This is a genomic window from Paenibacillus sp. 32O-W, from assembly GCF_007679495.1.
In the GTDB taxonomy this organism is placed as follows: domain Bacteria; phylum Bacillota; class Bacilli; order Paenibacillales; family NBRC-103111; genus Paenibacillus_L; species Paenibacillus_L residui.
The window spans coordinates 89,291-104,474 of the sequence record NZ_VEGP01000013.1; the positions used below are offsets into that span (position 1 = coordinate 89,291).

12 protein-coding genes are annotated in these 15,184 nt (G+C 51.5%); 10 read left to right on the forward strand and 2 right to left on the reverse strand.

All coding sequences use genetic code 11. From position 1 onward, the window contains the following. Positions 1-8 precede the first annotated feature (8 nt). Positions 9-2,558 carry a carbohydrate binding domain-containing protein gene (locus FS806_RS07745; protein WP_144934159.1) on the reverse strand — a complete coding sequence of 850 codons (2,550 nt, stop codon included), beginning with the start codon at positions 2,556-2,558 and terminating at the stop codon, positions 9-11. A 201-nt stretch (positions 2,559-2,759) separates the two neighbouring features. On the opposite strand from FS806_RS07745, the gene FS806_RS07750 reads away from it, so the two are divergent. Further along, positions 2,760-2,969 carry a DUF1540 domain-containing protein gene (locus FS806_RS07750; RefSeq protein ID WP_144934161.1) on the forward strand — a complete coding sequence of 70 codons (210 nt, stop codon included), beginning with the start codon at positions 2,760-2,762 and terminating at the stop codon, positions 2,967-2,969. Positions 2,970-2,991: 22 nt separating this feature from the next. Further along, on the forward strand, positions 2,992-3,363 hold the full coding sequence (locus FS806_RS07755) for a hypothetical protein (RefSeq protein ID WP_144934163.1): 372 nt from the start codon (positions 2,992-2,994) through the stop codon (positions 3,361-3,363). An 88-nt stretch (positions 3,364-3,451) separates the two neighbouring features. Here FS806_RS07755 and FS806_RS07760 read toward each other — a convergent pair whose 3' ends face one another. Next, positions 3,452-4,489: a sulfate permease gene (locus FS806_RS07760; protein ID WP_186328260.1), complete on the reverse strand. Its 1,038-nt coding sequence runs from the start codon at positions 4,487-4,489 to the stop codon at positions 3,452-3,454. 235 nt (positions 4,490-4,724) lie between these two features. Between FS806_RS07760 and FS806_RS07765 the strand changes: the two genes are divergently transcribed. The 8 genes from FS806_RS07765 to FS806_RS07800 all read left to right on the forward strand — a co-directional run bounded on the left by FS806_RS07765 (position 4,725) and on the right by FS806_RS07800 (position 14,863). After that, a complete protein-coding gene (locus FS806_RS07765; protein WP_144934167.1) occupies positions 4,725-5,378 on the forward strand; it encodes a lytic transglycosylase domain-containing protein in 654 nt (217 codons plus the stop codon). Between the two features lie 95 nt (positions 5,379-5,473). Beyond that, positions 5,474-6,634, forward strand: a complete 1,161-nt coding sequence (locus FS806_RS07770) for a cysteine desulfurase family protein (protein ID WP_144934169.1) — start codon at positions 5,474-5,476, stop codon at positions 6,632-6,634. Positions 6,635-6,642: 8 nt separating this feature from the next. Further along, positions 6,643-7,881 carry a tRNA uracil 4-sulfurtransferase ThiI gene (gene thiI / locus FS806_RS07775; protein WP_144934171.1) on the forward strand — a complete coding sequence of 413 codons (1,239 nt, stop codon included), beginning with the start codon at positions 6,643-6,645 and terminating at the stop codon, positions 7,879-7,881. A 193-nt stretch (positions 7,882-8,074) separates the two neighbouring features. After that, positions 8,075-8,737 (forward strand): TerC family protein, encoded by a 663-nt coding sequence (locus FS806_RS07780; protein WP_144934173.1) that lies wholly within the window; start codon positions 8,075-8,077, stop codon positions 8,735-8,737. Between the two features lie 351 nt (positions 8,738-9,088). Continuing rightward, on the forward strand, positions 9,089-11,461 hold the full coding sequence (locus FS806_RS07785; RefSeq protein WP_222126611.1) for a DUF7408 domain-containing protein: 2,373 nt from the start codon (positions 9,089-9,091) through the stop codon (positions 11,459-11,461). Beyond that, on the forward strand, positions 11,458-12,384 hold the full coding sequence (locus tag FS806_RS07790) for an ABC transporter ATP-binding protein (RefSeq protein WP_144934177.1): 927 nt from the start codon (positions 11,458-11,460) through the stop codon (positions 12,382-12,384). The genes FS806_RS07785 and FS806_RS07790 overlap by 4 nt, the downstream gene beginning before the upstream one ends. Continuing rightward, the gene (locus tag FS806_RS07795) at positions 12,381-13,202 is read left to right on the forward strand and encodes an ABC transporter permease (RefSeq protein WP_144934179.1); all 822 of its coding nucleotides are present in this window, start codon (positions 12,381-12,383) and stop codon (positions 13,200-13,202) included. The genes FS806_RS07790 and FS806_RS07795 overlap by 4 nt, the downstream gene beginning before the upstream one ends. 23 nt (positions 13,203-13,225) lie before the next feature. Continuing rightward, positions 13,226-14,863: an ATP-binding protein gene (locus FS806_RS07800; protein WP_144934181.1), complete on the forward strand. Its 1,638-nt coding sequence runs from the start codon at positions 13,226-13,228 to the stop codon at positions 14,861-14,863. Positions 14,864-15,184 lie beyond the last annotated feature (321 nt).

Here is a 15,184-nt window from a genome sequence, read left to right on the forward strand (position 1 = left end):
TTGGAAAATTAGAAGGAATACCGCCACAGTTCCGTATCGTTATGTTTAAAATACAGATTTCCAAGCGAATCATTCGTCAGAAAGTCGGCTCCGTCCGATCTTAAGATAGTTATTTCTTTATCCTCTTTGTTAATTTTAAACAAATATTTGCTGCCAATCGTACCGTATACATAATTCGGATCCTTGTCTATCGCCACCAGATCGGCATCCCGATATGTTCCTCCGGGATAACGGACGTCGGGGAATTTTTCGTCGAAGTATTCAAATGTGCGATTTTCCGGATTGAATACGAACAGGTAGCCTTCGGCAAATCCCCATATTTTATCGTCAATCACTTTTAATTCCGTAATCGAGGTCAGCTTCTTGCCGTCGTAAGCCGCAGGTAAACTGTATTCGGCCGTCTTGGTTTGTGTTTCAGGGTCATACACGAACAGCTTCGCTTCTTCCTGCGACGGCGTGCTTGAATATCCTACCCGAATAGATGAACCGCCGTACAACAATCCGTCATAGTAAGCAAGTGCTATAATACTCTGCTCCTGAACGATGTTCTTATGGACAGTGACTGTTCCTGTTTCGTAATCATAAACGGATAAAGCCCCTTCTCTCTGCCCGGTTTCGCCAACCGTGCCCATGAACACTTTATTATTCCCGTAAGCGATGGCTTTCGGACGATCCTGATCGTATGGGGCAGTGTGGATCAATAGCTTCGGATTGACACCGGGGTTCCATGGCAGCTTGGGATCATATTCATATAACTTTCCGCCCGGGTAAACCCCTAAGTATAGTTTGTCATTATATGACCACATACGATCTATTTGCTCGATCGGTGCATAAACATGCTCCGGCTGCCGGTCATTGGAGTCGCCGTTAAAGGGTTCATATACCCCCAGACCGCCATATAAAAATGCGCTTGTATAAATATTTCCGTCCGGCCCTTGTCCGATGCTGTTGATTGCCCCGGGTATACGCGGAGTATTTTCAACACGAACCATGCGGAAATTCTCATTCTGAGGGTTAAATTTCATAAGATAAGTCTCATTGTTTGTAGAAGCAATCGCTACTAACGTTTCCCCGGGGTAATTCTCCTGATCCTGCAGCTTAACCCAACCGAAGCGCTGAACACGTCCGGGAACCGCATGACCGACAGGCGTCACTTCTCGGGAGGAAATATCATAACGGGCAAGGCCGCCTTTTTGTATCAAGTATACTTTCCCATTCCGTTCCGGCGATACCCGCGGAGTCGTGCTGGCGATCGCCGCATCCTCTGTAGCAGTAACGGTTCCGTTCGAATCAACCGTGACGTCCAATACAACGATATAACCTCCCAGTGAAACGAATACACGTTCTCCTTCATAGTCGACAGCACCTGCCAAGGGGGTTGTTTTATATCGAGCCGGCAATATGTCCGTCATATTCCCGGTTTCATGATCATAATGGACAACGGACGCGTTTGAACCGACGGCAAGGTAAGAAACATTGTTTCCAGGATCATGGACCAATGCCCTGAGGTATTTGTAATCCTCTCCGGGCGGCTCATAGATTGGCATGTTCCCAATCCGGGTGAAGCCTTTAACCGGATCATATTCAAAGAATCCTGCGCGGTCGAATGTACCTCCGTATACCTTACCGTCCTTGCCTGGAGTAAGGTCCCAAACAAATGCCTCATTCGGCAGAGGCGTTCCGAGATCGGTTATCGTCGTCTCACCCGGTACATATTTATACATTCTGCCATTCTGATACGCACCTAGATAGATCATTCCATCCGTTGAGGTTGTTGCGGCCCAGACTCCGGTCGGGTTGACGCCGGCACTCGGCAAAGTAATCGCGTCTATGACCCTTTCATTATCCGCGTCAATGATTTGCATGATGGGCCGATCATTCGCGTTGCCTGTCACAACCGAGTAAATTTTATTCTGATTTTCCCCTATTCCGAAAGTAGATCCGAGAGGGGCCGAAGTGCCGACCTGCACTCCGAGATTGGTATAATCTTTTGTAAACCGCACATGATCCCAGTAAGCCGTTCCTTCGTTTTTCTTATCGGAGTTAAGAAGAATCGTGGCGTAGGAGGCTTCTTCGGGAGCCGTCCTGCTTACTTGAACGGTCTTCCAGGTATCGGTTGGCTCGACGGATGTATTAGCTTCCTCCAGCAATTCACCATGCTGGTTATAATAACGAATGATTAAATCCGCTTTTCCGCTTTCGACTAGGACATCCGCGAATACAATATAGACAGCCCCCGCTTCTATCGAAATTTTCTCGCTTTCCAACCCGAAGCTTCTTGATTTTTTGGCATCGTAAATGCGGACACTGAATTCGCCGTGACTGGCTTGTTCCGACGTAACCAGTATATCGCTTCCTTTTAAGCTGTTATCATTTCCATTGTCCTTGTCCATAATTTTGGTCCAGCCTGCCAGACCTTGTTCGAAACTAAAGTTGTTTACTTGAAGATCGGCAGCCAAAGCCCGATTTCCAATGCCTGAGCAAGTCAAGAGGAGAACGAGTGCAGCCATTAACCAAATTCGTGCGGGATAAAAGATAAGTTTGTTCCTGGATATCATTATAATCCTCCATTTCAGATTAGATTCTACACCGTATTATCCTATAAAAGCGTTTTCTTTTCGTTGCTTATTTTTACTTTCACCGATCAAATTTTTACTTAAATTGAATGAAAACCATGGGTTGTCCAATGTCGATGAGTAGGTTTTGGAAAGAATGCCGGGATCCGCGAAAGGGAAGAATGAAGGTGGGAGGTGAAGACGATGCCGGATGTAAAATGCAGCGTAGCTAACTGCAGCTACTGGTCCGAAGGCAATAATTGCGTTGCGGATCTCATCATGATTGAAGTGGACAAACATGCGAATGCCAAATTCAATGAAGAATTTGCAGGGGAATCCTTCGACAGCGATCATAAGGATGCAGCCCACAAAAGTCGCGAAACGTGCTGTCACACCTTCAAGCCCAAGAAATAACGGAAAAGAGGTGACGCATGAAGTGAGTAAAAAGAAGTCCAACAAAGCAAACAAGCCGGATTGGAACCGAAAGGACGAGGAACGCCGCCGTCAAGGCTTGGATGATGATGCGGAATTTGCTTCCGAGGTAGCCCCTTTTCCGGCGGCCCCGGTTAAAACGGAAGACGATGCGGGTCAAGTCGGTAATGAACTGGAAACGACCCGTGTCCTGGGCTGGGTTGCTTTGATCGCGGCCATCGTCTCTTTATTCTTCCTGCCGACCGTTCTGGGTCCTGCCGCAGCTGTTCTGGGATTTATAACATTTTTACAGGGAAACCGTACCATGGGGGCATGGTCAATCGTTCTTGGTTTGGCAAGTTTGTTCGTCGCTTTGTTTTTGAGTTCCTATTATTAATAATCGGGTAGAAAACGGGCAAGCGGCAGAAAACTCAGGCAAGCTTCAAGCTATGCCTGAGTTTTTTGCTTTTTCAAGCTATAACCAATCACCAAACTTTTTGAAAAAATTTATAATAAGCCGCGAAGAGGACGGAGGCCAATACGCAAATGATTAAAGCGGGTGACTGGTAAAGAAGCCACTGCATGAGCGCAAGAGTCATTAATAACGAAGAAATGGGGGAGAAAAACCAGACGGCAAATATTTTTTTGATGACCGGTTTCCGGAAAAGATGCCAGCCGGCCTTCTCGGTGCCGACACCGATAATCGCCATGGTCGTCGCTTGCGTCAGCGGAGCCGGTATCCCCAATACGGATGCGCCGATGATGAGAGAGCCGCTCGTAAAGGATACAATGCTGCCTTGAAGAAGAGTCATCTTCGTAATTTTCTTGCCGTTAGTTTCCAACACCTTACCGCCCATCGTAATAGCCCCGGCGGCCAGGAACAAGGAACCGATCCAAATTCCCGAAGTCGTATCAATAACCCCTGCCCCGATCAGCGGGCCAATGGCATTCGCCACATTGTTCATTCCCGCGGAGAAAGCTTCGTAGCAGCCTGCGATAATGAGCAGAATAGTAAGCAGTCTGGGGATGAGTCTAGGCCATCTCCGCCTCCACATATCCTCCTTACCGGAAAGTAAACGGCCGATCACAAAAGCGATGGCAAAAGCAAGAAAAGGTATGACCAGCCAGGTAGAGACGATAAAAAGCACCTTCTGCCAGTAAACCCCGCTGCCGGCCAGGCCGGCCCCGACGATGCTGCCGACGGTCACTTCACTTGTAGACAGAGGGATGCCCATCCGGTTAGCAATAAAAAGCGTAGTACAGGCAGAGAGCAGGATGATTACGGTAACCTGCACCGTTATCGATGAGGAGGAAATGATGCCCTTACTGATCGTGGTGACAACCTCCCCGCCGCCAAGAATGGCTCCGGCAACGGCAAAGACAGCCGCCAGAATGACGGCCAGCCTGCGGTTGTTCAGAGCTCCGCTGCCGTATACGGAGCCCATGGCGGCGGCGGTTCCGCTAGCTCCGATATTGGCAGCGAAGAAGAAAGCAATGGAAAAAGCAGTAATAATTAAAAGCAATGAATTCACTCCCTTGGCCATTCGCAAAACAGCGCTAAACTAATCCCCTGATAACCTATTGGTAACATATGTCATTAGCCCTCCTATAGGTGCATTACCTATCAGCCCAAATTTAGAGACCCATAAGCTTTAGTTATAAGTCGTTTAATATGCCTGCATTTAATAGTGGATGCTCGCCGGGAAAAAGTGTACAATAAAGGAAGTATGCTCGGAGAAGGGAAAGAAGGCTGGTTATATGTCAATGAAGATCGATCCGCGCACTGTGCAGCAAATGCTGCAGCTGCAGTTATACGAACAGACGAATATTTTTTCATCCGTTAGTCCTTATGCTGTAGGCAGATCCGCGTCCACTTTCGCAGGGCTTCTCGAGGAGATTGTCAGGCTGGAAACGGTCACGGAACCCGATCCAGCGCCCAAGAGCAGCGGCTCAGGGCTTGTCGGACAAGCCGTTCCTCATCCTTCCTTAAGCAAACCGACCACTTACGATCCGTTAATTCATGAAGCGGCGCTGAAATACGGTGTGGATGCAGCTTTGATTAAAGCGGTGATCCATGCGGAATCCTCGTTTAATCCGACCGCTCAATCGCATGCCGGGGCCAAAGGATTGATGCAGCTGATGGACGGTACGGCGAAGGCTCTCGGGGTTGCGGATTCCATGGACCCGGAGCAGAACATTAACGGAGGCACCCGTTATTTGGCCGCCTTATTGGCTAAATATAACGGGCAGGAAGCTGTAGCTTTGGCGGCATATAATGCCGGTCCCGGAAGGGTAGACCGATTGGGAATAGCAACCGAACGCGATTTGCGGGCTCATTTCGACCGACTGCCTGCCGAAACGCAAAATTATATAACGAAAGTTCTGGATCTGAAGGAAACTTATAAGGTCTGATCATCAACGGAAGAAAAGATCGCAAGACGGTCTTTTCTTCCTTTTCCGTTATTTACACCGTCCCCTCTAAATCAAGAACAAAAGGAGCGCGAAACATGCTTTATTTGGATTATTGCGCCACTACACCAATGAGTAAGGAAGTTACGGAATCGATCGTTAAAGTAATGGAGAGACATTACGGCAACCCCTCCTCTATTCACCGGATCGGCATGGAGGCGGAGCGGCTGTTGAACAGGGCGAAGGAAGTCATTGCGGAGGCGATCGAATGCCGGCCGGAGGAAATCTGTTTCACCTCGGGGGGCACGGAGAGCAATAACTTGGCAGTCAAAGGCACAGCAAGAGCCTATCGGAGCAGGGGAAACCATCTGATCACATCGGCGATTGAGCATTCGTCCGTTTACGAATCGTTCCGCCGGCTGGAGAGGGAAGGCTTCCGCGTCACCTATTTGCCTGTGGATTCCAGCGGCGCCATCCGGATAGAGCAACTGAAGGAGGCCATTACGGAAGAAACCATTCTGGTCAGCCTCATGCATGTCAATAATGAAACGGGTAGAATCCAGCCTGTGGAGCAAGCAGGCAAGCTGCTGGCCGGTTATCCTAAAATTGTGTATCACGTCGATGCCGTCCAGAGCGTCGGCAAGCTGCCGGTTAGCCCAGCCCGGTTAGGAGCGGATTTGATCAGTATTTCCGCTCACAAGATAGAAGGGCCCAAAGGCGCAGGCTTACTCTATATCCGTGACGGGTTAATCCTTGAGCCACAATTGGACGGAGGAGGCCAGGAACGGGGATTGCGCTCGGGCACGGAGAACGTCCCGCTGCTGGTTGGAATGGCCAAGGCCGTCCGTCTGGCGGTAGATAAGCAGGCGAATAATAGCCGCCGGCTTTACCGGATGCGTGAAGGGCTGGCAGAGAGAATACGGAAAATTCCGGGGCTGTTTCTAACCGGTTCGGAGAACGGCGACGGAATGGCTCCGCATATCGTACATTTTACTTATCCGGGCATGAAAGCCGAAGTGGTAGTGCATGCGCTGGAGGAAGAAGAAGTCTATATTTCGACCCGTTCGGCCTGCTCCTCGGGAGAAACTAAACCAAGCCGGGTTCTGCTGGCTATGGGTATGGATCAAGAGCGGGCGGCCAGCGGACTCAGGGTCAGCTTCTCTGCGAACGAGACGAGCGAAGAACTGGAGAGGTTCGCTGATCTGTTGGAAAGAACGATTCAGCGTTTTAACGGAACGAATGCAAGGATGAAAGGATGAGCGGCAAGATGGAAAAGAACAGGCAGCAGGAGGATTGGAAGACGCCTCCGGATGTAGTGATTGTGCGCTTCGGTGAATTAATGCTGAAGGGCAGAAACCGGCATCGGTTTATCCGCTCCGTCAACGATCAAATACGGAACGCAATGATTCCTTATCCGGACGTGACCATTCAGGAAGAACACGGACGGCTGTATCTGGTCTTAAACGGGACAGCGTTCTCTAAAGTGGCGGAAGGACTGGACAAAGTGTTCGGAATCGCCAATTATAGTCCCGCCTGGATAACGGAGCTCGATCTCAAGGCGATACAAGAGTCGGCGGTGCGGCTGATCGAAGCGTCCGATCCGCGTCCGGCCACTTTTAAAGTTACCGTCCGCAGAGCGAATAAACGGTTCCCGTATGATTCCCAGGAGGTGGGAAGGGAAGTTGGCGGATATGTGCTGCAATCGGTAGAAGGGCTTAAGGTGGATGTTCACTCACCGGAGATGGACGTCAGAGTCGAGATCCGGGACCGGCATGCTTACGTTTTTACAACCGTGATCGAAGGAAACCGGGGATACCCGCTGGGAAGCAACGGCAAAGCCCTTCTTATGCTGTCGGGAGGAATAGACAGCCCGGTAGCTGGCTGGCTTGGAATGAGAAGGGGGCTGGAAATTGAAGCGGTCCACTTTCACAGCTATCCCTACACCAGTGAGCGGGCTAAGCAGAAGGTAATAGAGCTCAGCAGAATATTATCGCAGTACGCCAACCCGTTTACACTTCATTTGGTCTCCTTCACTGAAATTCAGACGAAGCTGAAGGAGCAGTGTCCCGAAAGCATCCTGATTACCGTGATGAGGAGAATTATGCTGCGTATTTGCAGCAAGCTTGCGGAGCGCAGGCACGCCTCAGCCATTGTCACCGGCGAGAATTTGGGCCAGGTAGCCAGTCAGACCTTGGCCAGCCTGAATGTTATCGGACGGGCGACGGAGCTCCCTCTGCTTCGTCCCCTGATTACAATGGACAAGCTGGAAATTATACGGCATGCGGAACAGATCGGCACCTATTCCACCTCTATTCTTCCGTACGAGGATTGCTGTACGATCTTTCTCCCCAAATCGCCAACCACCAATCCTTCGCTGTCCCGAGTGGAGCAAGCGGAGCGGAAAATGGAGGAGTGGCTGGAGGAAGAAATGGAGAAAGCCGTCTTATCCGTCGAAACCATGCGAGTTAGCTGGCAGGATAAAGACAAGTTGGACGAATATTTTTAAAAGCAGGGCTGTACAATGTAGAGAGCAGAGAGTTCTCTTTCCGATAGAAAAGCTATATTTCCTTTAGGAGCGCTCCGGTTCAGAGCGCTTCTATTTGTTAGATGAGCTCAAGAAAGCGAAGGAAACTCTTCTCAGCCGCAGGCGGTCATACAGACGAATCCATGGTTAACCCGAATTAATAGGGGGTCAACACATGCTGGAAACCTTCTCTCTATTTGTGCAAATTCTGCTGATTAATATTGTGCTGAGCGGCGATAATGCGGTCGTGATCGCTCTTGCCAGCAAAAATCTGCCGGAAGCCCAAAGGAAAAAGGCCGTTCGCTGGGGGGCCTTCGGGGCGGTAGCCTTGAGGGTAGCCTTGACGCTGGTGGCGCTGGCCATTCTGCAGGTAGCCTATCTTCAGGCGATCGGAGCCCTGCTGCTGCTGTGGATAGCGGTTAAGCTGCTGGCGGATGACGGAGAAGCTTCTCATGTGAAAGAAGCCTCCACCTTGGGCAATGCCATCACGACGATTATTATGGCCGACATCGTTATGAGCCTGGATAATGTGCTGGCGATAGCCGCCAAGGCGAACGGACAGATCGGCATCGTCATGATCGGAATTGCAATCAGCATTCCCATTATTATTTGGGGAAGCACATTGGTCATGAAGATGCTCCATAAATATCCCGTTCTGGTCTTCCTGGGAGCGGGGATTCTCGGATATACCGCAGGCGAAATGATTTTGAAAGATCATAAGCTTGGGCGGTACTTGGACCATGAGCCGCTTCATTGGCTGATACCCGTGGCGGCCGGGCTGTTCGTCATTATCTTCGGACTGGTTAAGAAAAGACTGGGCAGGCCGCGCTCCGTGTAAGGCTTCCATACCTTAACCGGCATCGTTGCAAGCCCCCCTTATTGATGCCGTTTCCGGCGAACCTCGGAAGCAGTCTTCCGGAGCCGAATCTATTTGATATGATTTTTCCGACATGGATAATTATAGTCCCTGTCTTTTTTTGTGCCCCATTCTGTTAATTAAAAAAATGAATCAGGCGCTTCATACGCAGGAAATCCGCGCCTTCACCGCAAAATAAATAAAAAATATCGGCCTCACCGGCAAACCTTTTCCCCGGAAAATCGTCTATAATGGATGAAAGCTGCCGTCGAAAAAGCGAGAGTAGAAATGAACGAGAGGGGCTTGTTTGTGGCTATAACCAAATCTATCAAAATGATTAGAGTTATTGTATTATGGATCGTCCTAGCGTCAATAGTTGGCAGTCTTATGATTCTGCCGGGAATGGCATCGGCGGAATCCGGATCGCTTCAAGTGCAAATCCAGATTGGAATGGATGGCAAGATCAAACCAGATCACTGGTTCCCGGTTAAATTTACGATAACCAATTCAGGCGAAGATGTAAGCGGAGAGCTCGCCGTTCATTTAGCCGGAGGGAATGGGGACAAGGATACCACCTATGTGCAGAAAGTCGACCTGCCCGCGCAAAGCACGAAAGAAATAATAATGTCACTGCCGGGAGGGAATTGGCACAAAAGGAACAGCGAAGTCAAGTTTTATAAGGACTCCGCAGAGAGCGGAAAGGTTATAGAATGGTCGTCGGGCCCGGCCTATCTTGAAACGAGTCCCGTTTCGTCGGCGACCATTCAGGTTGGAATCATTGCCCGGGACCCCGATACGATGAATTTCTTGAATTTGCTCAGCCAACGAGGATACGAGCTGCGGACGTTCCCGATTCCGGTTAGTGATTTGCCTCAAGAATCCTTCATGTTGGACAGCTTGGATGTGCTTGTGCTGAATGATATCGCATCCGACCAATTCCAACCGGAGCAAATAGATGCCATCACTAGCTGGGTTCAACGGGGCGGGAAGCTGTTCCTGGCGGGAGGAGCGGGATATCCGAAAACAGCGCAGCGCTTCGAAGAGCTGTCTCCGGTCCGATTCGAAGGGACGGAGCAAGTAACGGATTTAAGCTCGTTGGCCGCCGCTTCCGGCAGAGAATTGGCACTGACCGAGCCATTTACCTTGTCCAAAGCGGCCGTCAAGGAGGGAGCGAATGCCACTATTCATTATTCTCATAATGGGCTGCCGCTTTTTGCCTCCGCCCCTGTGGGCAAAGGAGAGGTCTGGTACGTGGCGTATGATACGTCGCTGAATCCGCTCGCTTCCTGGAATGGTAATCCCGACATTTGGGAGAGAGTCTTGTCCGATTTGCTGCAGCAGTCTGTTGGCGGTCAGTTTATAGGAAACATCAGGTACACCTCTTGGGAAATGAACGAGGCGCTGGAGTATTTTCCTTCTTTGGCCCCCCCTTCGATTGGTCTTCTGGTGCTGGCTATTATTTTTTATGCGATCATTATCGGACCGATTCTGTACTTCACCCTTCGCAAGCTGGACAGAAGAGAATGGCTCTGGTTCGCAATCCCATTGGTAGCAGTCGTATTCAGTGTAGGGATTTACGGGGTGGGAGCCTCCGGGCGGGGCTCGGTCATGGCCCAGTCGTTAAGAACCGTTGAACTGGACGGCACAGGCAAAGGATTGGAAGAAACAGCGGCAGCGGTCTTCATCCCGAAGGGCGGCAAATTCAATATGCAATTGACCGGCTCCACTTATGTCATCCCTTTTTCGCCTCATGGTTTAGGGAATGGGGATTTACGGGGCAGCTCCGAGATGATTGTCGAAAAAAATCCGGAGAACACGAATGTTCTCTTCCAGGGAGTTTCCTATTGGTCGGTGCGTAAAATCCTGCTGCAGACCGATAAGCTTGAAGCTGTAGGGAAAATGGATTACACCGCCCAGGCCAATTCGACCGGAATAACAGGGGAATTGACCAACCGTCTCGGCCAGCGATTGACTCATGTCGGTTTGTTTATGAACGGCCAATTGCAAAATCTCGGGGAGCTGGGCATAGACGAAACGGTTTCCTTTCAACTCGCAAGCAGCACCGGCAATATGTATCTCTCCCCTTATGACGTGGCCCAGATGATGTTCCCCTATGGAGGAAGGGTAGACGAGAACAAGCATAAGCGCTCGTTATTATTGGATTATGTTCAAAAAAATATGGCGATCCTCTCGGACGGCAAACCCTACTTGTTCGGCTTCACCGAGTCCCGGGAAGAGGCGGACTATCAGGTAGGGGGCAAGCGGATCAACGCGAATGAAGTTACGTTATGGGTTCAGCCTATTCCTCTGAGCTACGTGAACGGCTCCAAAGTGCATTTGCCTCCGGGCACCGTACTGCCGACACCTGACTTCGGGGCCGTAAGCGTGAACGGCAAAGATCCGAACGGACGCTATTATTTAGGCCAGGGAGAAGTGATTCTCAATTACGTTCTGCCGGATATGGCGAACGTCACTTATGAAGCTCTGACCGCATTCCAGCCTTATATGGAGAACCCGGGTGTAGTCTACGAAATATGGAATGAAGCGAAGCAGGTATGGGAGCCGATAGATAAGAATACAACCATTTCCGCAGGGCTGGCGGACTATTATGTCAAGCCGAACATGCTTAAATTGAAGGCCGTCCTCCATCAGGAAATGGATTTGAAATTCCCGGACATTGCTGTGGAAGGAGCGGTGAATCCATGATAGAAATTCGTGATCTGACTAAACAATACGGAAGCTTCACCGCGGTGGACTCGCTGAACATGGATATTGCTCAAGGAACGGTTTTCGGCTTTGTCGGCCCCAATGGCGCCGGAAAATCGACAACGATGTCCATACTCGCCACTTTGCTCAGTCCGACCTCAGGCACCGCCAGAGTCGGGGGCTATGAGGTGACGAGAAATCCGAAGGAAGTTCGCAAGCTGATCGGATATATGCCCGATTTCTTCGGGGTATATGATCATTTCAAGACTACGGAATATCTGGATTTCTACGGCGCGAGCTACGGAATTCCGAGAGCGGACCGCCAGAAGATGATTCCCCAGCTGCTGGAGCTGGTCAATTTGACGGATAAAGCCGATTTCTACGTAGATTCCTTATCCAGAGGAATGAAGCAGCGCCTGTGTCTGGCGCGCTGTCTTGTACATGAGCCGGAGCTGCTTATTCTCGACGAACCCGCCTCCGGAATGGATCCCCGCGCCCGGATCGAAATGAGGGAAATTCTGAAGGAATTGAAGCAGATGGGAAAAACGATCATTATTTCCTCTCATATCCTTCCCGAGCTGGCAGAAATGGTGGATGAAATCGGAGTGATTGAGCACGGCAGGCTGATTGCCAAAGGCCGGGTTGCCGATATCCAGAACCGGATGCGGGCCAAACGGGTGCTTCATCTGAGACTGCTGGATAGGGAGGAGGAAGCGGTCCATCTGCTTAAAGACGAGGCCTTCGTCTCGATGGTGCTTCACGACGAGAAAGGCATCCATCTTCATTTCAGCGGGAAGGATGCCGAGCAGTCCGAGCTGCTGGCCAAATTGATCGCACTGGGCTTCCGGGTGGTTGCCTTCAATGAAGCCCAGACGAATCTGGAAGATGTCTTCCTGGAAATTACGAAGGGGGTGCAGCCATGAACTGGAGCCGCAGATGGATCAATCCGGTGCTGGAGAAAGAGTTCAGGCTCCGCATGCGCACCATAAGATCGCCGCTGGCCGTCCTGTTTTATTTGGCGGCGATGTCGCTGTTGGCGCTTGGGTTTATGTATATGACCATGAATAATTACGGTTATTCGGCTTTTAACCCGCGGCGGAGCCAGGAGCTGTTTTATTTTATTAGCGGAGCCCAATTGGTACTGATCTGTTTCATGGTTCCCGGACTGACGGCGGGAGTCATCAGCGGCGAACGGGAGAAACAGACGCTTAATATACTGCTTACGACCCAGCAAAGCTCGACCACGATCATTCTCAGCAAGCTTTTCTCATCGCTAAGCTTTATGGTGGTCATTATCGTTGCGACGCTTCCGATTTACAGCATCGTGTTCTTGTACGGAGGAATTTCTCCCGTGCAGCTCATTTCGGTATTTATGTTTTATCTATTTATGATGATTATGCTCGGCTCGATCGGCGTGCTCTTCTCGACGCTGTTCAAGAAAACGATGGTAGCCGTTATTATGACTTACGGATTTACCGTGTTTATTTCGGGTTTTACCGGATTGTTCGCTATATTTCTGCACTCGATTATGTCAAGCGGTACCCTCGCCGGCTACGTTCTCGGACTTAATCCGATGGGAGCGCTGGTCAGCATTCTTAACCGGGATTTTACCCAGGATGTATTCGGGCGCCACATCGATCTTCAGATTTGGCAAATATTCGTCCTGTTCTATACGGTCGTTACCGTCTTGGCGATATGGCTAAGTATCCGCTACTTGCGTCCCATTCTGAAGAAGAAGTAATAAGCCAAAGGAGCGTAAACGCCATGAAAACCCCTGTTCTGAACGATGTGATCCGGCCCGTTCGCAACCGGTTGTGGAAACAGAATATTGTGCGGATGGCGCTGATCGGCCTGCTGATCGGTCTGTGTGCCGCCTGTTTGTGGGGAGTCGCGGGTTGGCTGGCTCCAGTGGCCGGGTACCGCTGGGGGAGTTTGTTCTGGATCGGGATGGCGGTAACAGGCTCGGTTACCTATGCATTGTGGAGAAGAACGGAGCTGAAGGAAGCGGCGCAGGTTATGGACCAGGGCGGCTTGGAGGAACGGATGACGACGGCTCTGGCCTTCGAGCAGCAAGACTCGCCGATTGCCGCCATGCAGCGCGAGGATGCCTTGCGGTATGGGGAGGAATATATCAAGCAGCTTCGCTCCAAGCTTCCCTATCGCTGGGAGATAAGGTGGCTGATCGCCAATGGGACGGCTCTTGTCGTCCTGGCCGCCCTGCTTCTTCTGCCCAACCCGATGGATGAAGTCGTCGAGGCCCGGAGCAAGGAGAAGGCCTGGACCGAGGCCAGGCTGGAAGAGGCCCGGCAGCAGTTGGAGGAATGGAAGAAGGCGGATCCATCCAGTGAAATCACAAGAGGGATGGAGCAAACGCTGGAGCGTCTGGAGACAGGTCTTAAAGAGACCGCTAACGGTATAGAGGCTCTGGAGAAGCTGGAGCAGGCGCTGAAGGAAACGCAAAAGCTGGCCCAGACGGAGCAGAAGAAGCTGGAGGAGGCCGCTGACTGGGCGGAAAGAATGGAGAAGCAGGAAGCGCTTCGGCAGCTTGGAGAAGCGCTCCGCAATCAGGATTCGCAAGAGCTGGAAGAGGCGGTGCGGCAGCTGCATGAGCAGGTCAAGCAAATGAGCGAGGCGGAGCGCAAGCAGCTGGCTGAACAGCTGGAGGCACTGGCCGAATCGGCCCCGGCTCATTCCGCCGAGGCGGAGCAGGCACAGGAAGCGCTGAGGCAGCTAGCCTCGCAGCTGCAGAGCGGCCCGAACGGCGAAGGTGCCGGAGCCGGGCTGGACGAGGAGCAGCTGGCTCAGCTGCAGGAAGCGCTGGCGAAGCTTATGCAGCAGCAGCTGCAGGCCCAGCAGCTTCTTGCTCAGCTGCAGCAATCCGCGTCGCAGCTCGCGCAGCCGGGCCTGGCCCTGGCGCAGCAGCTAGCCGCGCAAGGCATCGCGCTGCCGACGACGTGGGGCGCGAACGGCCTGGCCTCGTCGCTGGCTTCCGGCAACGGCCAAGGGGCGTTGCCGGGCAGCAGCGGAGCCGGCCAAGGCAGCGGCGGCCAAGGCAGCGGTGGCCAGGGCAGCGGCGGCCAAGGCAGCGGTGGCCAGGGCGGAGGCGGCCAAGGTGGCCTCGCCGGGGGAACCGGCAGTGGTTCGCGCAGTATGATCTCTACCCCGCGTACTCCCGACGGCGGAGGAACGCCCACCTCGGACCAGGGACCGCTGAACGGCCGCGGCGGGGAGATCGAGAAAGGCGGCCAGGCCCCGGTATTGGACGGAGCGTCCCGCCCTTACGAGGAAGTGTATTCGGAGTATGCGGCTGAGGCAACGCAATCGTTGAACCGCTCCCAGCTTCCGCAAAGCATGCAGAACCTGGTGCGGGATTATTTTACCGAAATTCAACCTAACCGCTAACAACAAATTCAATGATGCTCAGACACACCTCTATTTGTATGACTGCCAATGAACTTGGCTATTCCAGCGGAAGAATGATGCGTCCTAACCGGAGTGCGTTGATGTCTACCTTGAAAATCCGTCTATTTCACCGTCTGCTGGTGCCGTTGCAAGCGAAATGGCACGTCTACCTTGAAAATCCTTCTATTTTCACCATCTGATGGTGCCGCGGCCAGTGGTATGGGGGGTCTAACTGTATTTTGGGGGCTGTCGATTTAATGTGGAAAAGGTGTTCAACTGGATGATTGTAATAGTAAAAGCAAAATTGTGTAGCATCAATGA